Here is a 26,748-nt window from a genome sequence, read left to right on the forward strand (position 1 = left end):
ACAATGATTTTGTGCAGCGACCACTGTGCTTTGTCGTTGCTTTCTTACATCCATTAGCGTCATCATTATTCATAAATGAGCTAATGGTGGCAAAACTGACTACATCTCAATTTCATAAAGTTGTTTTCACAACATTGGTGTTAACATCACAATTCTTGTTTTCTCAAACAAAGAAAAAAGACACCTTAAAGGAAGAAGCTATTAAGGCTGTCAATATTTACAAAAAGAGCTTTAAAGAAATCGTTCCTGCTCAGATATTGCAGGGAGAAGAGCTTGAAAGACTGAACAGCCACTCTGTTGCAGATGCCTTACGGTATTTTTCCGGTGTTCAGATCAAAGACTACGGTGGAATTGGAGGCTTAAAGACCATTAATATCCGAAGTATGGGAAGCCAGCACGTAGGAGTTTTTTATGACGGAATTCAGCTGGGAAATGCGCAGAACGGCCTTGTGGATCTGGGAAGATATTCTTTGGATGATCTGGAAGAAATATCATTATACAACGGTCAGAAAAGTGAGATCTTTCAGCCGGCAAAAGATTTCGGATCATCAGGTTCTATTTATTTGCAGCCCAAAACACCGGTATTTACCGGAACAAGAAAAACAAATCTTGTTTTGAGGGCAAAAAGTGCATCCATTGATTTATTCAACCCCTCTTTCCGTTTGGAACAAAAAATATCACAGAGAACTTCTGCCAGTTTCAGTGCCGAATTTCTGCAAAGTGATGGTATTTACAAATACCGTTACGAGAAAAAATATCCTAATGGAGAGCAGGCGTATGATACGATTGCTAAAAGAAGAGACTCTGATATTAAAGCAAAACGTTTTGAAACCTCCTTGAATGGAACTTTAAATAACGGAAGCTGGAATATCCGTGGATATGGGTATATTTCAAATCGGGGTATTCCTGCTCCTGTTGTTAACAGCCGTTTTGATGGGAGAGGGGCAAGGATGTTTGATGAGAACTATTTTGTACAGGCCAATCTGAGGAAAAAGTTATTCCCTAAATTCGAAACTCAGCTTAAAGCAAAATTTGCTTACGATTATACCCGTTTTCTGGATACGGTACAGTCTCAGTTAGTTAAATATTCAGATAATACCTACATTCAAAGGGAGCTGTATATATCTTCTTCCAATTTATATACAGTGAGTTCCAATTGGGATATTAGTTTGAGCGGGGATTTCCAGTACAATAATCTGGATGCAGACCTGTATCAATTTTCTTATCCTACCCGCTATACCACATTGGTGGCTTTGGCTACTACCTATCAATGGAACAGGTTTAAAGTTTTAGGAAGTTTGCTGGGTACTTTTACTTTTGAAGAAGTAGAACGGAATAAAAGACCTGAGGACAGAAGTGAATGGACTCCTGCTGTTTTTATGAGCTACCAGCCGGCTACTGTTCCGGAGCTTACTTTTAGGGCTTTCTATAAAAAGATTTTCAGACTCCCCACCTTCAATGATCTTTATTATACCAATATTGGAAATACTTTTCTGAAACCGGAGTTTACTACACAGTATGATGTAGGATTTACCTATCAGAAAAAATATAATCATCCTGTTTTTAAAGCTTTTTATGCGAAGGTAGATGGCTATTACAACCGGGTAAAAGATAAGATAGTTGCGGCACCCACAGGAAATATGTTCCGCTGGATGATGATGAATCTTGGGTTGGTTGATATCATAGGAGCAGATGTAAATGTTCAGGCAGAAATGATGTGGGGCAACGTAAAAATCAAACCATTACTCTCTTATACCTATCAAAGTGCGAAAGATATCAGTAATCCGGGAGATGATATCACCCCGGGCGATACCTTTTATAAAAAGCAGATCCCCTACACGCCCTGGCATAGTGGATCTTTTACACTGATGGCAGACTACCGTGACTGGAATTTCAACTACAGCGTGATCTATGTTGGAGAACGTTACGATGGGCAACAGGATAATATTCAGTATAATTTTGTCCAGCCCTGGTATACCCATGATTTATCTGTTCAGAAAAGATTTGACTACTCAGGACATCAGTTTAAGCTAAGCCTTGAAATGAATAATATTTTCAATCAATATTATGACGTGGTCAGAAACTATCCCATGCCGGGAAGAAATTTTAAAATTAGTCTAAACTTCACCTTATGAGAAAACTAAACTTTTGTCTCCTACTCTTCATATTGGTTTTTTTTGTGGCCTGCCGTACCGATGATATTATCGTCCGTCAGGAAGTGGTGGAAGGGTTGGCAGCACCTGAGAATACTGCTATTAAAGGCTTTTATCTATTAAATGAAGGGAATATGGGAAGCAATAAATGTACCCTTGACTTTTTCGACTATACCAAAGGAACTTACTATCGGAATATTTATGCAGAAGTGAACCCTAATGTAATCAAAGAATTGGGGGATGTAGGAAATGATATTAAAATTTACGGAAGCAAACTGTATATCGTGGTCAATGTTTCCAATAAAATTGAAGTACTGGATGCTAAAACAGCCAAACGTATAACGTCCATCCCCTTACAGAACTGCAGATATTTAACATTTAAAAACGGAAAGGGCTATGCCAGCAGTTATGCAGGCCCTGTAGATATCAATCCTAATGCACCCAAAGGTAAAATAGTGGAAATAGATACAGCTTCTCTGGCTATACAACGCCAGGCCGCAGTGGGATATCAGCCTGAGGAAATAGAAATTGTTGGGGATCAGCTTTTTGTAGCCAATTCCGGAGGGTATATGGCTCCGAATTACGACAGAACAGTTTCTGTAATCGATTTAAATAGTTTTACAGAAAGCAGGAAAATAGATGTTGCCATTAATCTTCACCGGCTTAAAAAAGACAGTTATGGTGACCTGTATGTAAGCTCCCGGGGAGATTATTATTCAGTACCCTCCAGTTTATATCTGATTGACGCTGCAACAGGGACGATAAAAAAAGACTTTCATATGGCGGTAAGCGAGATGACGATTGTGAATGACAAGCTTTATTTCTATGGAAATGAATTCAATTACAATACCCATACCTCCAAAAAAACATTCGGAATTATTGATGTAAAAACAGAACAGATTATTTCTAACAGGATTTTTGATAAGGAATATGAAAGTGTCATAAAAACCCCTTATGGAATTGCTGTGAACCCAATTACAGAGGATGTTTATATTACTGATGCCCGGAACTATGTTGCAATGGGCTTCGTGTACTGTTTCGATAAAAACGGCCATTTCAAATGGAAAACCGAGGGAGGAAATATCCCTGCCCATTTTACTTTTCTATATAAATAATTAAAACTGATAAACATGAAGATCAAAACTTTCACCTATTTAAAAACAGTTTTTTTATCATTTCTTCTCGTAGGAATGACAGCCTGTAAGCATGATGATGAGGATAATTTTGTATTTAACGGGTTGGATGACTCTTATACTATCGAACGTTTTGAAGTTCTGAGCATTCCCACCAATATTTCGGGAAACTTTACCTGGAGTGTGAAAGACTCCATTGTTTCTCAAAGTTCAGAACTTGAATTTATCAGTCCGGTAGTAGCCACTTATCCATTGACACTTAAGATAGAAAGTAATGGCAATATTCATACGTATCAGTCTAAAATAATAGTGGAAAAAGAAGCGGCTACCTACAGCAAGTATATTGCTAAGGTTTTCGAGTATCGCCCGGCTCCCGGACAGTTTATGAATAAGATTCCCGAATATGAACCGGGAAATACTGCTGAAAATATGCTTCAGAAAGCAAGAGAATCTTTGATAGGTTCCAGTTTTCAGGAAATAAGTCTTGGGGGCTTCGGAGGCTATGTCGTTTTTGGATTTGATCATACGATTCCCAACCTGAATGGAAGAGATTTTAAAATCCTTGGAAATGCCTTCTTTGGAAATGCAGCTGCTGACCCCCGTTCAGGATCCTGTGAACCGGGAATTATTGTCGTGGCCTACGATAGAAACAAAAACGGAAAGCCTGATGATAATGAATGGTACGAAATTGCAGGAAGTGAGCATTTTAAAAATACAACCGTAAAAGATTATAGCATAACTTATTTCAAGCCCGATGAGAATAAACCTCCTGTTCCTGGAAGTTTAGGCTGGCAGGTTGACACAGAATACATCAAGTGGCAGGATAATCTGGGAAACAATGGATTTAAAACAAAGAATATGTTCCATTTACAAAGCTATTATCCTTTATGGTTTTCCGATGCTTCTTACAGTTTTACAGGGACTAAGCTTAAAGACAATTATTATGATCAAAGCGGAACAGGATCGTACTGGGTAGGAAAATCATATGAATTTGGCTACGCAGACAATGCTCCCAATAAAGATGATGCTTCTAATATTGATATTTCCTGGGCGGTAGACAGGAATGGCAGATATGTAAAACTTCCGGGTATCGACTTTGTCAAAGTATACACGGGGATCAATCAGGAAGCCGGATGGGTAGGCGAAGTTTCTACAGAAGTTTCAGGAGCTTATGATTTATACTTTAAATAACATTAAACCATACAATAAATTTTAAATTAATAGAAATGAAAAAGTTTTATCTTTTTACTCTGCTTTTTCTATTTGCATTTTTCACTAATGCACAGATAAAAGTTCAGGGTGTTCTCCGAAATGATATTCAGGGAACGGAAACAAGTCAGCTAAGAGCAGCTGTAGCACCATCAATCAGTTTTTCCGAGATTAAGTATTGGGTAGGAACAGGCTCAAACGAAGCTGCTTTTGTAGTACAGTGGAACGACAGTAAAAATCCGGATGCCCTGGTTTGGGGATTCAGATGGAACGGAACTGCTACAGGCGCAGATATGATTAAAGCAATTGCTAAAGAAGATCATAGACTTTTTACACTGCTTTATCAGGGAACACCACAGGGAACAGCAGTTGGAGGTTTTGGTTTCGATCTGGACGGGCAAAATCTCAATGCCCTGTATTATAACGGAAATACAGCATCTCCGATTTCTCCGGTAAACGGAATTGTTAATACCACAGCATATAATTTTGATAATTATACCGGAGTGGATGCTAACGACCACTGGCAGTCCGGATGGGCAACTAAAGGATACTGGTCTTATTGGATAAAAAATCCTGCAAGCGCTAATTTTGGATACTCCGGGGTAGGAGCATCTTCCCGTACGTTGCAAAACGGTTCATGGGATGTATGGAATTTCAATCCTTCATTCACTTCAGTTCCCATTTCTTCTACGATGACTCCGGTTTCTCCTTATGTTGCTTCTGCAAGCTTTATGAGTCTGATGAACCCTGCTAATCGTCTGAATCCGACAAGTTTTACAGAGGGTTTCTTTATCGTTAATGAAGAATGGTTCGGCCATACAAACGGATCGGTAAACTTTATAGATAATAACGGACAGATCAATTACCGTGTATATAGTGAGGCTAATAACAATCATGCTTTTGGAGCCACTACCCAATTTGGAACCATTTATGGGGATAAGTTTTACTTTGTATCAAAGCAGGAGGCAGACCCCGGAGATGTGCAATATACACCTGGAGGAAGACTGGTGGTCGCCAATGCGCAAACCATGCAGAAACTAGCTGCATTTGATAATATCGGAGGTGGTGATGGAAGATCATTTGTAGGAGTAAATGAGCATAAAGGATATATCGGAGCTTCCAATGGAGTCTATTTATTTAATATCGATAACCTTCAGGTTGGAGGATTAATTCCAGGTACGGCAGGTGCAGGAGGACCTTACAGTGATCAGGTGGGAAACATGATCCGTACTTCACAATATGTGTTTGCCGTAAAACAGGGAGAAGGTATTTTAGTCATTGATCCTAAAACCGATACCCTTGTTACTACCATTACCGGAGACTTCTATTCTGTTACTCAGGCTAAAGACGGAAGTATCTGGGCCATTAAGAGTCAGGCGGTAGTAAATATCCATCCTACTACTTTTGCCACTCAGTCCTATGCCATTCCTACCACAACATATCCTGATCCTTGGGGAGCATGGAATGCAGGAAGTTTTTCAGCAAGCAACACAGAAAATACACTCTACTGGTTTATATCTGCAGGTTGGGGTTCCGGAAACAGGATCGTTAAATTTGATGTAACGGCTAAAAGCTTTAATGAAAATTTTATTACCATTCCGGGACAGACGGGAACTTACAAGCAGACTCCTTATGGAGCAGGATTACGTGTAAATCCAGTGACGGGAGAACTTATTGTAAATACTACCGAAACAGGAGGCCATTATCAAAAAAACTGGGTTCATATCTATGATGCTAATGGTAGCCTTACCAGTACGAGAATATTGAGTGACTATTACTGGTTCCCTGCATTAACGGTATTCCCGGATAATACAGCTCCGGTGGTGAACAATACGCTGCCTTCACAGGTTACTGTAGGAAATGTGACTACAATTGATTTGAAAACAGGGGTTTCTGATGAAGACAATAATACAGCTTCAATTGTGAAGACTATACAGTCAAATGACAATCCGGCAGTAGTTTCCGCAGTAATTAATAATAATGATGAGCTGGTATTGACTCCTGTTGCTTCGGGAACAGCCAGTATTGTTATCCGTTTTAATTCTAACGGTAAGACAGCAGAAAAAACAATCACAGTAAACAGCCTTGGTTCTACGTTAGCTACCGCTGAGGTGAAAAAACTGGAGTTTAGTATCTATCCGAACCCGGTTACAGATATTCTTATGATCAAAACTCAGGAGAAAATTGTAACTATTTCTGTGTACGATGCTTCAGGTAAATTGGTGAATACGCCATTCAGCAACGGACAGATCAATATGAGTATGTTACCAAAAGGAATGTATATTCTAAAAGCAGTAACGGATAAAGCAGTATATCAGCAAAAACTGATTAAAAAATAGTTTTAGTATAGCTATTTTTTGTTTCATTTAGCCCCGGCCAATTTTGGCCGGGGCTTCTGTATTATTAGATATTGTTGGGTTTTATCGGGTAAGAATAATCTTTCGGGAATAGACTTTTTTGTCTTTCGTTTGCAGGATAAGGATATAAACCCCTCCAGAAAGAGTAGAGGGCAGTTCCAAAGTTTTAGATCTCACTTTTGCCTGGTACACCTCTCTTCCGAAAGCATTTCTTAGGGTAATAGTAGCATCCTGTAAAAGAATGTTTCCTCCCAGGGTAATCTGTCCGGTTGTGGGATTGGGAGAAACAGTAAATATTTCATGGTCTGATCTTAGTTTTTGAGCTTCAATAGCAAAAGAGGGAATCTCTAGAGGAATATTATAGTTGGTGGTTAATTGGTGCCTTTCCTCAGGATTCAAAATTCGGTCGTAAACGAGAAGTTCATCGATACTGCCTTTTGCGACTGTCATGAGTAAGCTATAAGGAGGCAGCATCATCACTACACCGTCATCATTAATCTTTTTCCCATTTCGATATACCTCTACAGAAAAGTGATGATCTCCTCCATTAGCATATGCTATGACATAATGATTGAGTTGGGATGAATTAATAGAATCCTCCTCTGGTGTGAAAAGTGCTGACTCACCATGGTCTGATATAGATCTTATGGATATTAAGGAATCTGTACGCCCCAGGAATGAAATAGTTAATGAACGGTCAGGAGCTAAAGGGAGGTCATTTTCTATATACAGTGAGTCTAAATGAGTTGCCGTAAGATTTTTTCCACAGGTCGGGCTATTTGAGAAGGTAGGGGCGATTGTTGAAGTAAGATCCAATCCTCTTATTTTATCTTTTAGGTCCCCATCGAATGGATAATAAAGAAGTGGACCAAGAGGAGGGGTACCACAGGTTGTAAATGGAATGGGACTATGCTGGGCATAATATATTCTAAGCTCGTCTCCTAAATGAAGCAATCCACTGTGGAGAGTAATTTTAATCCGGTCAAAACGCTTTGAAGGATTGAATTCAATAGTTCCGGTCTTGGGATCGGGATCAGCTTTCAGCATTGTGTTGTCTACTATTCTAACATCATTGTTGGAGATACTTCCATTAAAAGTTTCTATAGATATTTTTCCTAATGGTAACTGCATAACAGGTGTATTGGCAGTACCGATTCCTATAGTCACTTTTCTGAAATTAGAAGCAAGCTCTGGAAAAATTAAGGTTTGTTCTATTCTGGCAAGAACTCCTATGGGAATTGTCAAACTGGCATAATCACCTTCATAGTGATCTAATGCTTTTTCTGGATTTTGTACAGAACAGAGCAGACAGATTCCGGAGATCTGGTTAACCTGGCTGTTTACATAAATTTTGTCTAGCTGTGCAAACGATAATGAGTTTATCAGTAAAGCCAATAAGGAGAAAAGGGCCGTTTTCATAAAGCAAGAGCCTGAAAATAAATAAGTTTTCATACTTTGAGAATTTTGGTTATTGTGTTTAAGTAAAATTTATTAAAAATAAGGCAGAACTAAGCTGTCTGCCTTACTATATTATTTTCTACCGTGTTAAAATGATCTTACGCGAATAGACTTTTTTATCTTTCGTTTGCAGGGTAAGAATGTAAACCCCTCCGGAAAGAGCAGATGGAAGATCAATAGTTTTAGATTGTACTTTTGCCTGGTACACCTCTCTTCCAAAAGCATTTCTTAGGGTAATATGAGCATCCTGTAAAAGAATGTTTCCTCCCAGGGTAATCTGTCCGGTTGTGGGATTGGGAGCAATTGTAAATGATTCTTCTGCAGGAATTGTTCTCATAGTATCTGTATTTGAAACAGAATTTGTAGGATAGACATTAGATATTCCGTAAGAATTGGCCAGAGTACGGATTTCTCCTGGGCCAAGTGCCCAATTATAGATTATTAACTCATCTACTTGTGCCCGGTCCAGAGCAAGTTTAATTTTTTTATGATTGCTTCGGTCAGTTTGGTTCCAGGGGGTACAATCCGCATCTTCATCACTAGTTTCTCCTCCCAATACACTATCAATATATAAGCATGCTCCTCCATCTGTATTATCAGTATTTTCTTTTAATACAAGAGCATAATGAACAAAATGATTTGGGATGTTTGGTTTATCGATTTGAGGTTCGTCCGCATTCATACCTACCTTTATTACTTTAGGACTGATGTTAATTTTTTGCCCGAATGCATCCATTGTAAAAAAAGGCTGTGGTCCGGTGGGTGGAATGGTTTCATCTGGATCATCAGGATTAGGAATATCTTTATCTCCTTCATTGATACTGGCCCAAAAAGAAATAGTGATATCACCTGTAAGCAGTGAAGCCGAAATTTCAGGGCTTTCAAGAGTGTATGGAGATGAAATTGAAGTCAGCCCCTGATTACAGATCATATCGCTTTTGTAGGCCGGAGTAGAAGAAGTAAGTGTAAAACCGGGAACCGTACTGTTTGTATTTCCATTAAAGGAAAAATAATAAAAAGGATTAAACGGAACATCAGAACAGGCATTAAGAGGAATAGGCTCCTGGTATGCATAATAAATCCTTAAATGATCCATGGCAGACAACAGTTCTAATCTTATTCCGTCATAGGGGAGTGATGTCCAGAACTCGATGGTTCCCCTGCCAGGGTTTAATGGATCAGTCTTTATTTCTGGTTTTATTCTTTCATCATGATGGCTTAAGCCATTTTTTAATATATCTATGCCCAACCCGTTTAGAGAAGAGGACAGAGGAGGCGTGTCTGTTCCGATACCAATCATTACTTTTGTAAAAGTTTTTACAGCTGGAAAATACAGCTCCTGTTGGACATTGGTAACACCCGGTTTTTTTCTCAATTTCGTATAATCATTTTCATTAGGGCCTAAGGCATTCTGTGGATTTTCTACACATTCAGGGCATAATGCTCCAAATGCCAGATGGCTTTCACTGTTTACGTATACCTTGTCATTTACTGTTTTATAGGCATAATATACTCTAAGACCTCCATTGAGGTTAAGTAATCCTGCATTCAGGCTTATTCTTACCCGGTCAAAAGGTTTGTTAGTGGTGATTTCAATAGTACCTCTGGATGGATTGGTAAACCCTGCTTTTAGCAGTTCATTGTTTACTATTCTGTGATCATTGTTGGAAACATTTCCATTGAATGTTTCTACGGAAACTCCTGCCAGAAGCTGTACAGACAAAAGAGATTCGCTTGTTCCAATACCAATTACAATTTTATTCAGACTAGGATCTGTAGCCGGAAAACTTAATGTCTGTTCTATTCTTGCAGCAACTCCCAAAGGAATAAGGAAGGTAGCAAAGTTATCTTCATTGTTCCCAATGGCATTTTCTGGGTTCTGTATACCACAGTTTAAACAGATGCCATAGACTTGGTTAGTCTGGCTGCTTGCATACGTTTTGGCCTGTGCAAAAGCCGATGTGTTCATCATGAACAGAAATAAGGCTAATACTGTTTTTACCAGACAGCGGTTTGTCAATACTTGTGTTTTCATACTTTGAGAATTTTGGTTATTGTGTTTAAGTAAAATTTATTAAAAATAAGGCAGAACTAAGCTGTCTGCCTTACCATATTATTTTCTACCGTGTTAAGATAATTTTACGGCTATATACTTTTTTATCTTTCGTTTGCAGGGTAAGAATGTAAACTCCTCCGGAAAGGGTAGATGGAAGATCAATAGTTTTAGATTGTACTTTTGCCTGGTATACTTCTCTTCCGAAAGTATTTCTTATGGTAATGTTAGCATCCTGTAAAAGGATATTTCCATCAAGGGTAATCTGCCCGGTAGTAGGATTAGGAGAAATAGCAAATATTTCATTTTCTCCCGAAGGGGATATTCTTGCAACACTGTTAGAATTAGGCATCATTTGCGAATAAGAATTGAAAAGTAATTTTGGGGAAACCTTTTTATCATAGATGAGAAATTCATCTATTTGCGCTTTATTAAAAGAAATGATAAAATCATTATTATAAAGGTCTGCGCCCTTGGTGTAATAAGGGGCCCAATAAGTAGTTTCGATTAAGCCTGGATAGTTTCCTCGGTTGTTAGGATCAGAAGGAGTGAAAAAAGGAAAAGGCCCTGGTAATCCTTCACCATTGACGGTCATGCGTAAATCTACAGGATAATAAGGTGGATTAGTGTTAGCATTGCTGGTATAGAAAGTATTAATAGTGTAATAATCCGGAGTCGGATCATTATTAAAGTTGATAACATACAGATTTAATGCTCCGGGGGTAGCGGGATTTCTTCTGAACATTCTGCTGACTAGCTTAACAAAACCTGGGTGTTCTTTTATGGGCTTTATGATAACGCTATCTTGGGTAATTTTGATCTTTTCTCCATACAGGGTTAAATTGATGGAGCCGCCCTGATCTACACGTGCCCAGAATGAAACGGTCCTTGGTGCTCTCGGAGAAGGAACATTTAAATAATCTGCCCCTTTAAATGTATACTTGGTTTCCGGTTCTGTTGTTGAATATCCAAGCCCTTGCTGGCACACCAGGCTATTCTGAAATATCTCAGTGTTTGCACTGATGCGGGTTAAATTGAGATTGCCGCCTGGCATATCCAGAATATTTTCATTCAATGAGTAATAATGAATAGGGCTTAAAGCAGGAGGACACATTGTAGCAGGTATGTCTGTGTAAAGATAATAGGCGTAATAAATCCGAAGCCCATCATTGAAGAGCTGTTGAGAATGACTCCATATCAATGTTGCAGTAGAAAACTCAGTAGGATCAATGTCAATTTCAATAGTTGCCCTTGTGGGATCTGATAGACTGCTCCTAAACATACTGTCATCCACAACAATAGCTTTTCGTGTATAATTTCCAAAGCCATTATATGCCATTTCTACAACGAGTTTCCCTAAACTTGCAAAAGATATTGGACTATAGTTATTATGAGGATAGCCGTTACTATTATATAGCTTACCAATGCCAATAACTAATTTTTTTGGCAGTTTATTAATTGGAGGTTGTGAGAATGTTAGTGTTTGCTTGGCGTTATTGGTTCCATTCGCCGCTTTTAAAATGGAATAAGTATTTTCATCGTTATCAGCTGCATTATCTGAATCTGTTACCCCATAATCATTCCATGCATGGGTCGCATAGATCCTGTCTATCCAATAAGCATAATAAATTCGCAGCCCGCCATTGAGATTTAGCACTCCCGAGTGATAATTTATTTCAATACGGTCATAAGGCTTGAATGTAATAAATTCAATAGTACCATTGCTGGAATTTGAGCTGATTTTGAGTAATTCACTGTTGACAAATCTATAATCATCATTGGAGATATTTCCATTAAATGTTTCAATAGATACTCCACTCAGTAATTGAGCCGTTAAAACTTGATTTGTTCCAGTACCAATGCCAATCACAACTTTACTGGTTTGTGTTATTGTTGCAGGAAAGGCTAATGTCTGCTCCACTCGGGAAATAGCCCCAAGTGGAGTTGATAGAGTAGAATAATCACTTTCATTATTGCCTATTGCATTTTGTGGATTCTGAACGCTGCAGCCTATACAAATACCATGAACTTGGTTAGTCTGACTGCTTGCATACGTTTTGGTCTGTGCAAAAGCCGATGTGTTCAGTATGAACAGAAATAAGGCTAGTAATACTGTTTTTACCAGACAGCGGTTTGTCAATACTTGTGTTTTCATACTTTGAGATTTATGGTTATAGTTATTCTGAATTTTATTTAATCTTTAGCGATTAACGTTTTAAATATACTTTCTAAAATAAAACGGCAGGCTTTAAAGCCTGCCGTTATGATTTCTTATGAATTTTACTTCATCATAATTTTTTGAGTATAGGTTTTTCCTTCCTTCGTTTTCAAAGTCATAATGTACAAGCCTTGTGGTTGTCTTGATTCAAAGGTATTGGAAGTCAGTTTAGAATGGTAAACTTCTTTTCCGGAAGTGTTGATTAAAGTAATTTCCGAACCTTCCAGTGGAAGTTTTTTATCAAGGGTAACCTGCCCACCTTCTGTATGAGCCATTAGGTTGATAAAAGGATCTTTGTATTGATACGTATAATAAACACGAAGTTCACCACCAAGATTCAGTAACCCTGAATTGACGTTTATTTTAACACGGTCAAAAGGAATGTTCATGGTAAGTTCAATTTCACCTTTGCTTGGGTCTGCACTTCCCAGTTGGAGAATATCATTGTTGATATTTTGATAGTCATTGTTAGATACATCTCCATTAAATGTTTCAATGGATACACCTCCCAATACCTGAGCAGATAGCGGAGTACCGTTTGAGCCGATTCCAATGACAAGCTTATTGGTGTTATTGGCTATGTTGGAGGTGGGAAAGATCAGGGTCTGTTCCGTCCTTGCCAATAGACCTATTGAAACCTGTAAAGTAGAATAATCGTTTTCATTACTTCCTATGGCGTTCAGTGGATTTACTACACCGCATCCTATGCAGAGTCCGGTAACCGAATTGGTTTGGCTGCTCGCGTACGTTTTTACGATTTGTGCAGTAGACATAGAACTCATCAGGAACAAAAATGTTGCAGACATAGCCGCTTTAATAGCACGTCGTCTCAATAATAAATTAGTTTTCATATGTAAAAAATTTTGATTCTTAGCTTTATGTAAATTTATAAATAAAATTATTATGTTAGTAAATTTATTTCATATTGTGGTGATTATGTAATAATTTGTTTACATAAATATAAATTTTTGTTTTTTTATTTAATATGTATAATCATTATAAAACAAAAAAAATCCGGCTGGATTTGCCCGGCCGGATTGAAATATAAAAATATACTTATTTAATCATTATTTTCTTGGAATACATTTTCCCGTCTTTTGTCTGCAGAGTCATAATGTACACGCCTCCGGGTTGTCCGGATTCAAAAGTTTTAGATCTCAGTGTAGAGCGGTATACTTCTTTTCCGGAGGTATTGGTTAAGACAACTTCTGACCCCTCTAATGCTATGTTTCCATCAAGGGTAACCTGTCCGCTCTGGCTATGTGCCATCAGGCTGATTAAAGGATCCTGGTAAGCGTAATATATTCTGAATCCGCCACCAAGGCTAAGTACACCACCTGTCAGCCCGATTCGTATGCCGTCATACGCTTTTGTCGGCTTGAATTCTACAGTCCCTCTGTTAGGCGTTGCTCCCAGCTTAAGAAGACTTATATCTATGGTTCTGCGGTCTTCATTTGAAGTCCCTCCATTCATAGTTTCCAATGTTACACCGCTTAACAATTGTACAGATAAAGGAATGTTGTCTGTACCGATGCCTACTACCAGCCTTGTATCTGATCTAAGATCCGGGAAAATTAAAGTTTGCTGGATTCCTCCTAATAATGCGGTTCCCAGCGACATTGTAGAATAGTCATCCTCATTATCCCCAATTGCATTTTGAGCATTTTCTACACGGCAGCCTAAACAGGCAACCCCAAAAACACCGGAGCTCTGTGCGTGAGCATAAATTCTGTTTTGTCCAAATGATAAAGCGTTTGTTGAAATTAGAAATAGCGCTATTAAAACCTTTTTAAATGAGAATTGGCCTCTAGATAGTAAAATAAATTTCATGGGATTGGTTTTTAAATTAAAAATTTAAGCGAATTTAACGATTAAAAAGAAAAGTAAGAAATAATATTTCCATTTATGGTGATTTTTAATGATATTTAATGTTTAACTAGTATAATTGCCTGAAAATGGAGTATAGAGGTATATTTCTTATTGGAGTTGTACAAAGAGATGGGTTGCCGGTAGACCGAGTGATGTAGAACAGAATTTGGCTACAGAAGATTGGCGGAGTATCGGGTTAATTGATGTGTATACCTTTTTAGAGGTGGTGAAAAACAGATTAGGTTATAACTTGGAGGTTTGGATTAAATCTAAAATCCGAATATCCTATTGTAAGAAAGCAAAGGAAGACCTGAATAAGCGATATAAAAAGTTAGCTTCATCAAAATCGATTTCTAATCGATTCATTCTCGGCTCACTTAAAATCAAGCGTATTAAAAATAGAAATTTGCATCAAAAGAAACTGTATGGATGTAAATTTATAGTAAATCCCCCACCTTTTGCACCAGATCTAAAATAATCCTGCACGAGGCTTTATGTAAATGGTTTTCAGCCGGCACTGCAATATGAAAATAAAGAATGATGACAACAAAAAAGAGAAGACTTCATATAATATAAGTCTTCTCTTTGTAGCCCGTAGGGGAATCGAACCCCTCTTACCAGAATGAAAATCTGAGGTCCTAACCGATAGACGAACGGGCCCTCTATCTTCCATTACCAAAGTAACGTGTTAGCTTTTGTTTTTATAAGTATCAACTCTTAGTTTGTAGCCCGTAGGGGAATCGAACCCCTCTTACCAGAATGAAAATCTGAGGTCCTAACCGATAGACGAACGGGCCTACTATATTATTACGCTAACTTATTAACGTGCTTTGTCAATTTGCTTTTCAAGTTAGCCGCTTTGTTTTTGTGGATAATATTTTTCTTAGCTAATTTATCCAATAAAGCGATAACCTTTGGCAGTTGTTCCGTTGCAGCAGCTTTATTCTCTTCATTTCTCAAGCTTTTAAGCGCTGTTCTAGCGGTCTTGTGGTAATATCTGTTACGAAGTTTTCTAGTTTCGTTTTGTCTAATTCTCTTTAGTGCTGATTTATGATTTGCCATATCGTTCAAATGTGAGTGCAAAACTATAAACTTTTTTTTAAACTACCAAATTTATTTTCTGAATTTTTTAATTTTCTTCCGAAAGGTACTTTTTAAGTTTATTTATTGCTTGTTCTATTTTTAAATTTTCTTGTTCCTTTTCTATTTTTTTGATTGTGTTTCCCAACATAATCATCGCGTTGTTCCATTCCCCAGTAGTATTGGTGAAAGTAAGTTCATCTATTGTTACTTCAAAAGCAACCCTTTCTCCTGTCCTGTAAAGCCTGAAACTTATTTTATCATCCCTGCCTGTAATCCCGTCTTCATAGATTTGTAAATCATAACTTTTTGGGTTAGAGTGGATTTTATTAAAAAGCAATTTCGCTTCTTGTATTTTTAAATCCGGCATGATATCAAATTTGGTAGCCTATAGGGGAATCGAACCCCTGTTGCAAGAATGAAAATCTTGAGTCCTAACCACTAGACGAATAGGCCAAATTTTGAGGTTGCAAAAGTAACGATTAACTTTTTAACTTCAAAATTATTTTTAACTATTTATACACTTTTTGTATCACTGTATTCTTAATTCCTTTGTTCTCAAGTTCTTTCTGAAGTTTCACTGCTTCCTCCAAAGTAGCTACTTTTCCATAGGTATAGTAGAAAACACCATTGTCTTTCTGTCTTTCCACATCTTTAAGGTTCTGAAGAATATAAGAATTTCCGTTCAGTTTATCGCCGGCATACAGCTCTATGGTATAGTATCCCATGCTTATTTTTTGGTTAGGCATGAACCCTACAGCAAAGGCATTTCTAAATCCTGCATCCTTGGCAGACTTCAGATTAATGTCTTTCACAGAAGCCATATTAGTGACTGCATAATAGTATTTGTACTGGCCATTTTCTTTAATGGTAAGAATATAACCCAATCCTTTCATTGCAGGATCTCCCTCATTGTATTTGGTAGGAGAGCTCATCAGTAATATCCTGAAATCATTTTTCAACGGTGTTTCTGCCGGTTTTTCAGGTTCCTGCTTTTTAATGGTGAACGTACCTCCGCTTTTTCTGTCGATTGCTTTTTTATAATCAATAATAGCATTGTAAATACTTTCTGCAATTTCAGCCTGCCCCTTTTCAGAAGCTATATAGTGGCTTTCTTCCGGATGATTGATAAATCCGGTTTCTATCAGTACAGAAGGCATAGCGTTCATACGCAGAACGTGAAGGTTTTTCTGGAAAACCCCTCTTGAAGATCTTTTGTCTTTATTCACAAAGTTGTCTTCCACCAATCCTCCTAAAAGAAGACTGGATTCCAGATATTTACTCTGCTGAAGTTTTAACGCAATTAAAGACTCCGGAGAATCAGCGTTATAAGAGCCGAAGATCTGCTTATCTTTCTCATCAAGAAAAATCACATCGTTTTCCCTTTTGGCAACTTCAAGGTTTTCGTTGTTTTGGTTAGGTCCCTGTACATAAGTTTCTGTACCGTAAGCGGTAGGTCTCTGTGAAGAATTACAGTGAATAGACACAAATAAATCGGCCTTGCTTCTGTTGGCAAGATTAGTCCTGTCCGATAAAGATGGGTATTCATCAATTTTACGGGTGTAGATTACTTTGAAATCTCTGTTTTTTTCAAGCATTGCGCCTAATCTTAAGGTAATGGCAAGGGTAACATCTTTTTCTGCGACTCTTCCAATGTCAGAATAGGACCTGTTTGCCCCATGATCACTTCCTCCGTGTCCCGCATCCAGAACGATTGTAAGCTTCTTTTGAGCAAAAATAAGGTTACTGATTAGAATAAGGAGAAATGATAAAATTATTTTAAAATTTTGTTTGTGCATCTTACAGTTATAAAAATTATATTAATTTTGGGCCTTAATTATATAGAATAAAATTGGCCAAAACCGTCTTCAAAAATATATTACAAATTTTAATTATCCTAATTTTTAACAATTTTTTAGCACAAGAAACGCCCGAAAAATTGCCTAAAAATGTGGTTAATGATACTATTTCCAAAAAGGATACCATAGTTGTAAAAAAAGAATCTTTAGATGATATTCTCCGCACAAAAGCAGAAGATCAGAGAAGAGACATCCCTAAAAAGATGACTTTTTTAAATAAAAATGCCCAGGTAGTATATCAGGATATGCAGATTGATGCAGATTATATTTCAATAGATGATAATAAAAATCTGATTTATGCCCGCGGAAAACAAGACTCTTTAGGAAAAATTATTGAACCCGTAATTACTACGCAGGCTGGGAAAAAGTATGAAACCAACGAATTCAGCTATAATACCAAAACCAAACAGGCTATTGCCTACAATGCCAGAACAGAGGAAAGCGAAGGGGTAATCATAGCTCAAAAAACAAAAAAGTATAATGACTCTGTGTTTGCAATGAAAAGAGCAGATTATACTACCGATGATTATTTTATTAAGAAAAAAGATACTGCGGCAGACTACTTTATGCGCGCTTCCAATATCAAACTGATTAAAACAAAGAACAAGTCGCAGATTGTGACAGGTCCGATTCAAATGTACATTGAGCGGGTTCCTACGCCTCTTATTATGCCTTTTGCCATTCTTCCGTTTTCAGATAAAAGAGCAGCCGGTATTTTGATCCCGAGTTTTGGAGAAAGAGAGGATGTAGGATTTTTCCTTAATGGAATTGGGTATTATCAGCCTATTGGAGAACATTTTGACCTTAAAGTGCTTGCCGACGTGTATACAAAAGGAAGTTGGAACCTGCGTCCGCAGATGAATTATCAGAAGAAGTACAGGTATTCAGGTAGCTTTAATGCAGATATCGGAACTATGGTAAGAGGAATTAAAGGACTGGATGATTATAACAGGAATAGTACCTATAGAATCAACTGGACCCATTCGCAGGATGCAAAATCTAATCCTTTTCTCACCTTTAGTGCATCTGTGGATATTGTAAGTACAAAGTTTTATAATAATCCGCTGAATAACAACTATATTTTTAACCAAAATGTATTGAATACACAGCAGAACTCCACGGTAACGCTTACCAAGAGATTTCTGAAACTTCCGGTAACCATCACCGGAACGGCATCTTATTCCCAAAACTTTGCGACAGGGCTGGCAGATCTCCGTCTTCCGCAGATGAACGTTGCCATAAACCAGTTTTATTTATTTAAATCTAAAACAGGAGTAAGACAGGGACTTCTTGAAAACATTACGGTAAACACAGGGTTTAACCTTACAAACTTTGTGAACACACAGGAGAATGAGCTCTTTAAGAAGGAAATGTGGGACAAAATGCAGACAGGACTTAAAAACAATATCGCACTGGCAACAAATACCACTTTGGCAAAATATTTTACATTCAGCTTAAGTGCAAATATTGACAATGCATTGACAACAAAAACATTGAACAGATACTATGATCCTGTAAAAAATGTTACAGTAGATGAGATTGACAAAAATCTTGCAGGATATTCTACATTCTCTACTACTGCGAGTCTTCAGACAACACTGTACGGAATGCTTAAGTTTAAAAAAGGATCTTCTGTTGAAGCCATCAGGCATATGATGACCCCAAGTATCGGGTTTACCTATTCTCCGGATTTCTCAAGTCCAAACTTTGGATATTACAAAAACTATTATAACGCAACCGGGGCCATTACTCCTTATTCTATCTTTGAAAAAGGAATTGTAGGAAGCCCGTCCAGCGGATTGGTAGGAGCTTTAGGATTTAATGTGGGGAACAATATTGAGATGAAAGTAAAGTCTAAGAAAGATTCCACAGGAGTAAAAAAACTTAAGATTTTTGAATCCTTAAATCTTTCAGGAAGCTATAACTTTGCTGCTAAAGATCACCCATGGTCCATCCTTTCAATCAACGGGCAGTCTTCTTTCTTCAACAGTAAACTTACCGTCAATACAAGCCTTACCCTTGATCCGTATAGAATTGCATTTATTCCGGGGCAGGACACAGGGATCAGAACAGAAGAATTCGGACATTTTAGTGTACAGGGCTTCAATATCCAATTGTCTTATCCTCTAAGCAGTGAAATTTTTGGTGAGAAAACTGATTATGGTAAAAAATATTCCTCGAAAGGAGAAGTCCGAAATGAAAACTATTATTTTGATGACGATAATTATGCTCATTTCGATCAGGCATGGACTTTGAATGTCAATGCAAACTATGCTTATTCAAAAGGTCTCAGCAGGTTTGGAAGTAAAATTGCATCCATAGGATTGGACGGTAGTATTAAGCTGACACCTTACTGGAATATCAATGGAAGCACGCATTATGATATGGTCACTAAAGAACTGGCGTATACGAGAATAGGATTCTCAAGGGATCAGCGAAGTTTTACCATTAACTTTAACTGGGTTCCTTTCGGACAGTATAAGGTATACGACTTCTTTATTGGGATAAAAGCCAATATCTTAAGCGATGCTCTGAAGTATAAAGACAGAAGTTTTACTCAGCCCAATGCACCTTTCTAATATCAGATTGGCATTTGAGAATATAAATTTTATATTTGCAACCAAAATATATTCTAATGAAATCGCTGTTGACAGAATTTTCAATCAAGTACATACAGCAGATGGTGATTGCAATATGATCTAAAAAAAATAAATATCCACTTATGAAACAAATAATAAACACAGTTAATGCACCTGCAGCAATCGGACCTTATTCACAAGCCAATATGGCAAACGGAGTATTATATATCTCCGGACAGATTCCTGTAGATCCTGCAACTGGTAAATTGGTAGAGGGAATTGAAAAAGAAACTCATCAGGTAATGAAGAACCTGGAAGCTATTCTTACTGAAGCAGGAATGACTTTCAAAAATGTTGTAAAGGCTACAATCTTCCTTAAGAATATGGATGATTTTGCTGTAATGAATGATATTTATGCTTCTTATTTAGATGCAGAAAGCTTCCCGGCACGAGAAACGGTACAGGTTTCTTGTCTGCCTAAAAATGTGGATATTGAAATTTCTATGATTGCACATCAGGATTAATGAATTTTATAAGAAATACAATTGCGGTGTTGGTAGGTCTGGGGATAACCGGGCTTATTATTACTCTTGGTATAAGAGCTTTTCCGCAATGGGTTACTTTTGAAGCTTTTGCTCCGTTTGAGCATTGGCAAAGATTCCTTTTCAGCATGAAAGATGATAAGGCTTTCTTTGGATTCCTGTTGTTTGTTTCCGGATTGGGAACTACCATAGGCGGTGTTGCAACAGCAATCATTGTTAAATATGCCAAAGTGGCTTATGCTATCCTTATAGGCTTTATTATGCTGTTTATAGCGATGTTGGATATTATTATATTCCCTTATCATCCTACCTTTTATAAGATTTCTATCTTTCTTACTTTTTTTCCGTTTTCCTGGATTGGCGGTAAGATTGTAGAAGTAATTTATGAACGGAACAAGAAAAAAAAGATTGCTGAGAAAATGAATAAACCCAAATAAAATAAAAAAACGCTGCAGATTTCTGCAGCGTTTTTGTTGATATGAAAAGACTATTGTCTTTTTCCATTATGGCATTTTGAATCCTCTTTGGTAATTTCTTCCGTAGTCGTCCATATATTTTATCTGTATAGTTCCTGAGAACTTATTTAGTAAACTTTCCACATCTTTCTGTGAATTTACAGGCTTACCATTGATTTCTGTAACGATATAACCGTCCACAATTCCTGCTTTAGCCATTTCGCTTCCTTCTAAAACATTTTTAGCAATCACTCCACTATTTAAGCCATAATATGCTTTCGTTCTTTCATCAATGCTTTGGAATTCAGCACCTATTTTTTCAGTTACACTAAGATCTGCCTTGGTTCTTGTTGATGTTCCTCCTTTTTGATCTCTAAGGGTTACCATACTGGTGTTTTCTTTACCATTTCTTATGTAGGTTACCTGAACTTTATCACCAGGACGTTTGCTTCCAATAGACATAGAAAGATCAGCAAAATCTGTAATGGCATAATTATCTATTTTAGTAATAATGTCACCCTTTTTCAGCCCTGCATTCTCTGCGCCGCTGTTATCTCCAAATCCTGTAACATACACTCCGGCACCTGCCTTCAGATCCGTTTTGTTTTGCTTATTATACAATAAAACCTGCTGGTCATTGGAAAGGTCTAAAGACTGAACTCCTAAGAATCCTCTCTGAACAATTCCGAATTTTTTGATGTCCTCAACAATTTTTCTGGCAAGATTAGCCGGTACAGCAAATCCGTATCCCTGATAATACCCTGTTGTAGACTGAATTGCTGAGTTGATACCAATCAGTTCTCCATTGGTATTGACCAACGCTCCTCCAGAGTTTCCCGGGTTAATGGCAGCATCGGTCTGAATAAAGCTTTCAATAGGATTGGCTGCTTTACCCTGGCTTCCTAAAATACCGATTCCTCTTCCTTTAGCAGAAACAATACCTGCTGTTACGGTAGAGTTTAATCCCAGTGGATTTCCTACAGCAAGCACCCATTGTCCTACATCTATATTATCTGAATTGGCAAAGTTTAAGTAAGGAAGTCCTTTCTCTTCGATCTTTAATAAAGAAATATCTGTATTGGGATCGGTTCCTATTAAAGTGGCTATATATGATTTCTTGTTGCTTAATACCACTTCAAGTTTGTTAGCACCTGCCACTACGTGATTGTTTGAAATAATATAACCGTCCGGAGAAATGATCACACCGGATCCCATTCCTGAAGGCATATTGTCCGGAACCTGCTGCTTCTGTCTTTGCTGGCCTCTTCCTCCGCCTCCGAATGGATCTCCAAAGAAAAAGTCAAACAGATCCTGCTCTGAAGCTCTGCTGGAAGTTCTGCTTTGATAATTTTTAATAGTGACTACAGCTGGAACAGTTGTTTTAGCTGCTTTTACGAAGTCATCTCCCACTGCGCCAGTGTTCATCCCTGCAAATGTAGTGTTAGGGGCTGATGTAGTGAAATAAGATTGATCTCCGTTGTTGGAGTTATGTCCAAAATATTGTATTGCTCCAACGGTAGTAGCACCGGAGACAACTCCTACTACTGCAAATGGTAATAGTTTTTTTAAAGTACTCTTCATTGTATATCTTTCTTGTTTATTAATTAATTTCCTTTTTTTGTTTTTGAGTAAACAAATTTAATGTTAAATAAGTAAGCAATTAGTATGCTATGTTTCAATTTTAACTAAAATTTAACGGGTATTATGTCATTTTATATATTATGTCATAATCTTCGGCGTTCTATTAACAAAACTTAAAAAATTATTAAAGAAAAAATGTGACATTTTGTAACCTGTCCGGAAAAAATAATGCCTTTTTAAGATACAATATTTTTATTTAAAAAAGATCTTCAGTATCCATTTGTCTGAAATTTCTTATTCAGCATTTAGAGGTCTGGTTCTCACTGGTCATACACTTTATTGAAAAATGATTATCTTTGCAAAAATATTTTTCTCACTTAAAACGTTTATAGCATGCAACTGTATAACACCTTAAGCGCAGAAGAAAGAGCTCAACTTATTGATGAAGCTGGTAAGGATCGTCTTACACTGTCTTTCTATGCGTATGCCAACATTGAAGATCCCAAAAAATTTCGCGACGAACTGTTTATAGCCTGGAATGCCCTTGATGCCCTTGGCCGTATTTATGTTGCCCATGAAGGAATTAATGCTCAGATGAGCGTTCCCGCGGATCAATTTGAGGCTTTTCGGGACACGCTGGAAGTCTATGATTTCATGAGGGGAATTCGATTAAATGTAGCAGTAGATCAGGATAACCATTCTTTTTTAAAATTAACCATAAAAGTCAGACATAAAATTGTAGCTGATGGTTTGAATGATGCTACTTTTGATGTTACCAATAAAGGAATTCACCTGAAAGCACAGGAATTCAATGATCTGCTTGAAGATCCCGACACTATTGTAGTGGATTTCAGAAATCATTACGAAAGTGAAGTTGGGCACTTTGAAGGGGCAATTACTCCGGACGTAGAAAATTTCAGAGAAAGTTTGCCCATTATCAACGAACAGTTACAGGATTTTAAAGAAGATAAAAAACTGTTGATGTACTGTACCGGTGGAATCCGTTGCGAAAAAGCCAGTGCTTACTTCAAGCATCAGGGTTTTAAAAATGTTTTCCAATTAGAAGGCGGAATCATTGAATATACCCGCCAGATTAAAGAAGAAGGTATAAAAAGTAAATTCATTGGTAAAAACTTTGTATTTGACCACCGTTTAGGAGAACGAATTACAGACGATATTATTTCGCAGTGTCACCAATGTGGTAAGCCTTGTGACAACCATACGAACTGCTCTAATGATGCCTGTCATTTATTGTTTATTCAATGTGACGACTGTAAAGCTGCTATGGAAAATTGTTGCTCTACAGAATGCTTGGAAACCATACATCTACCTTTGGAAGAGCAAGTGAAGTTAAGAAAAGGGTTACAGGTAGGAAATAAGGTTTTCAGAAAAGGAAAATCGGACGCCCTGAAGTTTAAAAAATCAGGTGATCTGCCCCATAAACCTTTAGCAAAAGCGGAAACAAAAAATATCCGTCAGAAAATTACGGTAAAAAAAGTACAGGTTGGAAAAGCAGAGCATTATTATTCAAAATCAAAAATCGGTCAGTTTTTAATAGAGAATAAAGAACTTTCCGTAGGCGATAGAATATTAATTTCGGGACCTACCACGGGAGAGCAGGAACTTACCATTACAGAAATTTATGCCAATGGAGGTCCTTGTGAAACGGCTAAAAAAGGAGATCAGATCACTTTTGAAATTCCATTTAGAGTTCGTTTGTCTGACAAATTATATAAAATAGTACAACCTTCTGAAAATGCATAATCATTATGCTGAAAGCAGATCTTAGAAAAAAATATATGCAAAAAAGAAAAGCCTTGTCCCGTGATGAGGCTTTCTTGTTATCCGAAAAAATACTGGCTCAGTTTTTAAACTTCTTTACTCCTTATGAAGGCCAGAAAGTACATGTTTTCATTCCAATTGAGAAGTTTAATGAGATAGATACCCAAATCTTCATCCAGTATTTTTTAGAGCAGAATATACATGTTTATGTGCCTAAAGTAATAGGTGATCAATTGATCAGTGTCGAAATTTTTAAAGATACTGCTTTTGAAACCAGTGCCTGGGGGATTGCTGAGCCGGTTTCCAATGAAGATTCCGGAGAAATCTGTTTTGATTATGTTATTGCTCCCTTACTGTATTGTGATAAAAAGGGGAATAGAGTAGGCTATGGCAAAGGATTCTATGATGCTTTTTTTGAAAGTGCATGCAAAGAATCAAAAAAAATCGGAGTCAATTACTTTGACCCCGATGAATATATTGATGACGTGTGGGAAAATGATATTCCCTTAGACTATTTGGTAACTCCTACAGAGGTGCTGTCTTTCTTAAGCGGTTTAGAATAAAAATCCAGGAAATAAAATTTAAACTCTTTTTTTAGCTTAGGTGTTGATAGCAGGATATACTGTGCATTCTTTTCAAAATTCCCTAAAGATTTATTCTTACTGTCGAAGTATTCTACATTGAATTTGGCATAATCCAGGGTATCCTTTTTATAAAATTCTTTATAAACACTGAGGTTATTCACTTTAATTGATCTTACCTTCATGCTGTCCAGTTCCCTGAATAACCTCTTAAAAGTTAAAGAATCCGGCTTGTGGAAATAACTTTGCATCTGGGAATAGATCACCGTGTCTATTTCCGTATTTCTGTTTCCTGACAAATAGAGAGTAGACAGATCCATTAGCTCCTGAACTTTTTGTTTTGTGATTGAATTGATAGCCTGCATGCTGTCCATCTGTACGGCAGGATAACTTTTGGCATTGTTGCTGTTTCGAAGCTTATCGAGATCGCTTACTTCTGTTTTTTTATTGTTACAGGCTATAACTGCTAAAAAAAGCACTGCAAAAATTAAAAAATTATTTATTTTTTTCATCTGTGGATGCGATTTTAAATTTAATAGATATAATCTTACCGTTGTTGTCCTTTTTCATTTCTATAACATTCAGGTTTTTCAATGAAGTAGTGGGAGTGGTCACCAGGGTAATGTATTTTTGTTTGTCCAGTCTTTCTATACCATAAGTATCGTTGTCGTATACCTGATATATCACCGCATTACTGCTGATCAGGTTTTCTAACTGATTTCTTTTTTGCTTAATGAGTGCTACCTGCTCTTCGGGGTTTCCGCCTTTAATATCTTTAATAGAAAAATAATAAGCAGCCATTTTATAATCATCGGGCTTTAGCTCTATTTTTTCCTCTTCGGGTGCATTTTCAAGATTTCTGTTAACATCCAGAGGTTCATAGAATGGAGCACTGATCCGCATTTTCAGGTTCTTATCCTTTGTTGAATATAAAAAACAGTCGCCAGGTTTTATTTTATACATAATTGGAGACTCATTTTCTTTAATCACCATAATGTCTAATGTATTAATCACATTCACACTGCGGTCCTTGTCAATAAAACAATATTTATAAGTTTTTGAAAAAAGTACATCCTTGAAGCCTAGCACCCCCGTTATTGTTATCAATACTGAAGTGATAAGTGCCCATGCATTTTTTTTGAAGAAATTTTTCTTGGGAACATCTGGTGATTGAACCTGTTCCTGAGAAATAGTTGTTATTTTATTAACTGATTGATTGTCAGTATTTGTTTTTTGTAAATCAGTAGTTTCAGGTGTCTTAATTTCTGTTTTTTGGACAGGAATTTCAGTTTTTGGGAGTTCCGGAGCTATTTGAACAGTTTTTTCCAATTCTTTAAGTTCTTCGTCCTCCAGATTTTCAATTTCCTGCAGTAATTCTCCAGCAAAAAGATGTTGCTTTTTGAATTCATACCAAGAGTCGTAACCCGCATAAATGCTCAGCAAATTGAGCATGTCAATTCTGGGTAATTTTGTAACCGGTGAAGTTTTAAAGTAAGTGTAAAATGACTTTTCACTGATGTTGCCTTTGGCTTTTTTCCGCAGGTCTTCCTGGAAATATATAATATCTATACCCTTCCATTTTGAAATATCATCATGAGAAGGGGTATATTCTTTTAAGTATTGACCCTGAACATCCTTTTTTAACTGTTCAAAGTGTAATAAATCTAAATCTGCCAATTTTTAAAATAATAATTAAATTGTTGATTATCAGTTATGTTTTTTTGTAAAACTATTTTACAAAGTTATTACAATTATTTTTCATAAACAAGTTTTCTATCTGCTATACCTTTGTCTTGTTCAAATAACAGAACAGAAGAAAATTTTATAAAACAATATTAA

General features: G+C 37.1%; 20 protein-coding genes and 3 tRNA genes. 9 read left to right on the forward strand and 14 right to left on the reverse strand.

The window, feature by feature from the left end; genetic code table 11:
• The first annotated feature begins 83 nt into the window (after positions 1–83).
• Genes MP477_RS16075 through MP477_RS16090 form a run of 4 tightly spaced genes read left to right on the forward strand, consistent with a single transcriptional unit; the run spans position 84 to position 6,834 of the window.
• Positions 84–2,135, forward strand: a complete 2,052-nt coding sequence (locus tag MP477_RS16075) for a TonB-dependent siderophore receptor (protein WP_257191185.1) — start codon at positions 84–86, stop codon at positions 2,133–2,135.
• Positions 2,132–3,268, forward strand: coding sequence for a YncE family protein (locus MP477_RS16080; RefSeq protein ID WP_257191186.1), 1,137 nt, complete (start codon positions 2,132–2,134; stop codon positions 3,266–3,268). Before MP477_RS16075 ends, MP477_RS16080 begins: the two co-directional genes overlap by 4 nt.
• Before the next feature lie 15 nt (positions 3,269–3,283).
• Positions 3,284–4,477 carry a cell surface protein gene (locus MP477_RS16085; RefSeq protein WP_257191187.1) on the forward strand — a complete coding sequence of 398 codons (1,194 nt, stop codon included), beginning with the start codon at positions 3,284–3,286 and terminating at the stop codon, positions 4,475–4,477.
• 35 nt (positions 4,478–4,512) lie between these two features.
• On the forward strand, positions 4,513–6,834 hold the full coding sequence (locus MP477_RS16090) for a DUF5074 domain-containing protein (protein ID WP_257191188.1): 2,322 nt from the start codon (positions 4,513–4,515) through the stop codon (positions 6,832–6,834).
• A gap of 81 nt (positions 6,835–6,915) precedes the next feature.
• Here the strand turns inward: MP477_RS16090 and MP477_RS16095 are convergent, their stop codons facing one another.
• From MP477_RS16095 to MP477_RS16145, 11 genes are all read right to left on the reverse strand, one after another.
• Complete coding sequence (locus MP477_RS16095) at positions 6,916–8,304, reverse strand: T9SS type A sorting domain-containing protein (RefSeq protein WP_257191189.1); 1,389 nt, start codon at positions 8,302–8,304, stop codon at positions 6,916–6,918.
• A gap of 85 nt (positions 8,305–8,389) precedes the next feature.
• A complete protein-coding gene (locus MP477_RS16100; RefSeq protein WP_257191190.1) occupies positions 8,390–10,345 on the reverse strand; it encodes a T9SS type A sorting domain-containing protein in 1,956 nt (651 codons plus the stop codon).
• 85 nt (positions 10,346–10,430) lie between these two features.
• Entirely contained in the window at positions 10,431–12,518 is a 2,088-nt protein-coding gene (locus tag MP477_RS16105) for a T9SS type A sorting domain-containing protein (protein ID WP_257191191.1), read from the reverse strand.
• Between the two features lie 125 nt (positions 12,519–12,643).
• Entirely contained in the window at positions 12,644–13,432 is a 789-nt protein-coding gene (locus tag MP477_RS16110) for a T9SS type A sorting domain-containing protein (RefSeq protein WP_257191192.1), read from the reverse strand.
• A gap of 205 nt (positions 13,433–13,637) precedes the next feature.
• On the reverse strand, positions 13,638–14,411 hold the full coding sequence (locus MP477_RS16115) for a T9SS type A sorting domain-containing protein (RefSeq protein ID WP_257191193.1): 774 nt from the start codon (positions 14,409–14,411) through the stop codon (positions 13,638–13,640).
• A gap of 627 nt (positions 14,412–15,038) precedes the next feature.
• Positions 15,039–15,110 (reverse strand) — tRNA-Glu (locus tag MP477_RS16120).
• Positions 15,111–15,175: 65 nt separating this feature from the next.
• A tRNA-Glu gene (locus tag MP477_RS16125) sits at positions 15,176–15,247 on the reverse strand.
• Positions 15,248–15,257: 10 nt separating this feature from the next.
• A complete protein-coding gene (gene rpsT, locus MP477_RS16130; protein ID WP_047491303.1) occupies positions 15,258–15,512 on the reverse strand; it encodes a 30S ribosomal protein S20 in 255 nt (84 codons plus the stop codon).
• A gap of 67 nt (positions 15,513–15,579) precedes the next feature.
• On the reverse strand, positions 15,580–15,900 hold the full coding sequence (locus tag MP477_RS16135) for a hypothetical protein (protein WP_230034020.1): 321 nt from the start codon (positions 15,898–15,900) through the stop codon (positions 15,580–15,582).
• A gap of 11 nt (positions 15,901–15,911) precedes the next feature.
• A tRNA-Glu gene (locus tag MP477_RS16140) sits at positions 15,912–15,986 on the reverse strand.
• 56 nt (positions 15,987–16,042) lie between these two features.
• Positions 16,043–17,329, reverse strand: a complete 1,287-nt coding sequence (locus MP477_RS16145; protein WP_230034022.1) for an N-acetylmuramoyl-L-alanine amidase — start codon at positions 17,327–17,329, stop codon at positions 16,043–16,045.
• A gap of 53 nt (positions 17,330–17,382) precedes the next feature.
• Between MP477_RS16145 and MP477_RS16150 the strand changes: the two genes are divergently transcribed.
• The 3 genes from MP477_RS16150 (at position 17,383) to MP477_RS16160 (ending at position 20,947) form a co-directional block, all read left to right on the forward strand.
• Positions 17,383–19,968, forward strand: coding sequence for a putative LPS assembly protein LptD (locus tag MP477_RS16150; protein WP_230034024.1), 2,586 nt, complete (start codon positions 17,383–17,385; stop codon positions 19,966–19,968).
• 143 nt (positions 19,969–20,111) lie between these two features.
• Positions 20,112–20,492: a RidA family protein gene (locus MP477_RS16155; protein ID WP_047491629.1), complete on the forward strand. Its 381-nt coding sequence runs from the start codon at positions 20,112–20,114 to the stop codon at positions 20,490–20,492.
• Complete coding sequence (locus MP477_RS16160) at positions 20,492–20,947, forward strand: hypothetical protein (protein WP_230034026.1); 456 nt, start codon at positions 20,492–20,494, stop codon at positions 20,945–20,947. Before MP477_RS16155 ends, MP477_RS16160 begins: the two co-directional genes overlap by 1 nt.
• A 66-nt stretch (positions 20,948–21,013) precedes the next feature.
• On the opposite strand, the gene MP477_RS16165 is transcribed toward MP477_RS16160, so the two are convergent.
• Positions 21,014–22,546, reverse strand: coding sequence for a trypsin-like peptidase domain-containing protein (locus MP477_RS16165; protein ID WP_230034028.1), 1,533 nt, complete (start codon positions 22,544–22,546; stop codon positions 21,014–21,016).
• Between the two features lie 393 nt (positions 22,547–22,939).
• Here MP477_RS16165 and MP477_RS16170 point away from each other — a divergent pair, with 393 nt between their 5' ends.
• Together MP477_RS16170 and MP477_RS16175 are read left to right on the forward strand one after the other, a co-directional pair.
• Entirely contained in the window at positions 22,940–24,310 is a 1,371-nt protein-coding gene (locus tag MP477_RS16170) for a rhodanese-related sulfurtransferase (RefSeq protein WP_257191194.1), read from the forward strand.
• 5 nt (positions 24,311–24,315) lie between these two features.
• The gene (locus MP477_RS16175; RefSeq protein WP_257191195.1) at positions 24,316–24,891 is read left to right on the forward strand and encodes a 5-formyltetrahydrofolate cyclo-ligase; all 576 of its coding nucleotides are present in this window, start codon (positions 24,316–24,318) and stop codon (positions 24,889–24,891) included.
• On the opposite strand, the gene MP477_RS16180 is transcribed toward MP477_RS16175, so the two are convergent.
• On the reverse strand, positions 24,840–25,421 hold the full coding sequence (locus MP477_RS16180) for a hypothetical protein (RefSeq protein ID WP_257191196.1): 582 nt from the start codon (positions 25,419–25,421) through the stop codon (positions 24,840–24,842). The genes MP477_RS16175 and MP477_RS16180 overlap by 52 nt on opposite strands.
• A complete protein-coding gene (locus MP477_RS16185) occupies positions 25,405–26,586 on the reverse strand; it encodes a hypothetical protein (RefSeq protein ID WP_230034032.1) in 1,182 nt (393 codons plus the stop codon). Before MP477_RS16185 ends, MP477_RS16180 begins: the two co-directional genes overlap by 17 nt.
• Positions 26,587–26,748: the final 162 nt, after the last annotated feature.

The sequence above is a fragment of the Chryseobacterium sp. WG23 genome, from assembly GCF_024586575.1.
Classification (GTDB): Bacteria; Bacteroidota; Bacteroidia; order Flavobacteriales; family Weeksellaceae; genus Chryseobacterium.

What these genes read in the sequence shown, in the direction of transcription:
- MP477_RS16075 (WP_257191185.1), top strand. Translation starts at nt 84, where the DNA reads ATGGTGGCAAAACTGACTACATCTCAATTTCATAAAGTTGTTTTCACA.
- MP477_RS16080 (WP_257191186.1), top strand. Translation starts at nt 2,132, where the DNA reads ATGAGAAAACTAAACTTTTGTCTCCTACTCTTCATATTGGTTTTTTTT.
- MP477_RS16085 (WP_257191187.1), top strand. Translation starts at nt 3,284, where the DNA reads ATGAAGATCAAAACTTTCACCTATTTAAAAACAGTTTTTTTATCATTT.
- MP477_RS16090 (WP_257191188.1), top strand. Translation starts at nt 4,513, where the DNA reads ATGAAAAAGTTTTATCTTTTTACTCTGCTTTTTCTATTTGCATTTTTC.
- MP477_RS16095 (WP_257191189.1), bottom strand. Translation starts at nt 8,304, where the DNA reads ATGAAAACTTATTTATTTTCAGGCTCTTGCTTTATGAAAACGGCCCTT.
- MP477_RS16100 (WP_257191190.1), bottom strand. Translation starts at nt 10,345, where the DNA reads ATGAAAACACAAGTATTGACAAACCGCTGTCTGGTAAAAACAGTATTA.
- MP477_RS16105 (WP_257191191.1), bottom strand. Translation starts at nt 12,518, where the DNA reads ATGAAAACACAAGTATTGACAAACCGCTGTCTGGTAAAAACAGTATTA.
- MP477_RS16110 (WP_257191192.1), bottom strand. Translation starts at nt 13,432, where the DNA reads ATGAAAACTAATTTATTATTGAGACGACGTGCTATTAAAGCGGCTATG.
- MP477_RS16115 (WP_257191193.1), bottom strand. Translation starts at nt 14,411, where the DNA reads ATGAAATTTATTTTACTATCTAGAGGCCAATTCTCATTTAAAAAGGTT.
- rpsT (WP_047491303.1), bottom strand. Translation starts at nt 15,512, where the DNA reads ATGGCAAATCATAAATCAGCACTAAAGAGAATTAGACAAAACGAAACT.
- MP477_RS16135 (WP_230034020.1), bottom strand. Translation starts at nt 15,900, where the DNA reads ATGCCGGATTTAAAAATACAAGAAGCGAAATTGCTTTTTAATAAAATC.
- MP477_RS16145 (WP_230034022.1), bottom strand. Translation starts at nt 17,329, where the DNA reads ATGCACAAACAAAATTTTAAAATAATTTTATCATTTCTCCTTATTCTA.
- MP477_RS16155 (WP_047491629.1), top strand. Translation starts at nt 20,112, where the DNA reads ATGAAACAAATAATAAACACAGTTAATGCACCTGCAGCAATCGGACCT.
- MP477_RS16160 (WP_230034026.1), top strand. Translation starts at nt 20,492, where the DNA reads ATGAATTTTATAAGAAATACAATTGCGGTGTTGGTAGGTCTGGGGATA.
- MP477_RS16165 (WP_230034028.1), bottom strand. Translation starts at nt 22,546, where the DNA reads ATGAAGAGTACTTTAAAAAAACTATTACCATTTGCAGTAGTAGGAGTT.
- MP477_RS16170 (WP_257191194.1), top strand. Translation starts at nt 22,940, where the DNA reads ATGCAACTGTATAACACCTTAAGCGCAGAAGAAAGAGCTCAACTTATT.
- MP477_RS16175 (WP_257191195.1), top strand. Translation starts at nt 24,316, where the DNA reads ATGCTGAAAGCAGATCTTAGAAAAAAATATATGCAAAAAAGAAAAGCC.
- MP477_RS16180 (WP_257191196.1), bottom strand. Translation starts at nt 25,421, where the DNA reads ATGAAAAAAATAAATAATTTTTTAATTTTTGCAGTGCTTTTTTTAGCA.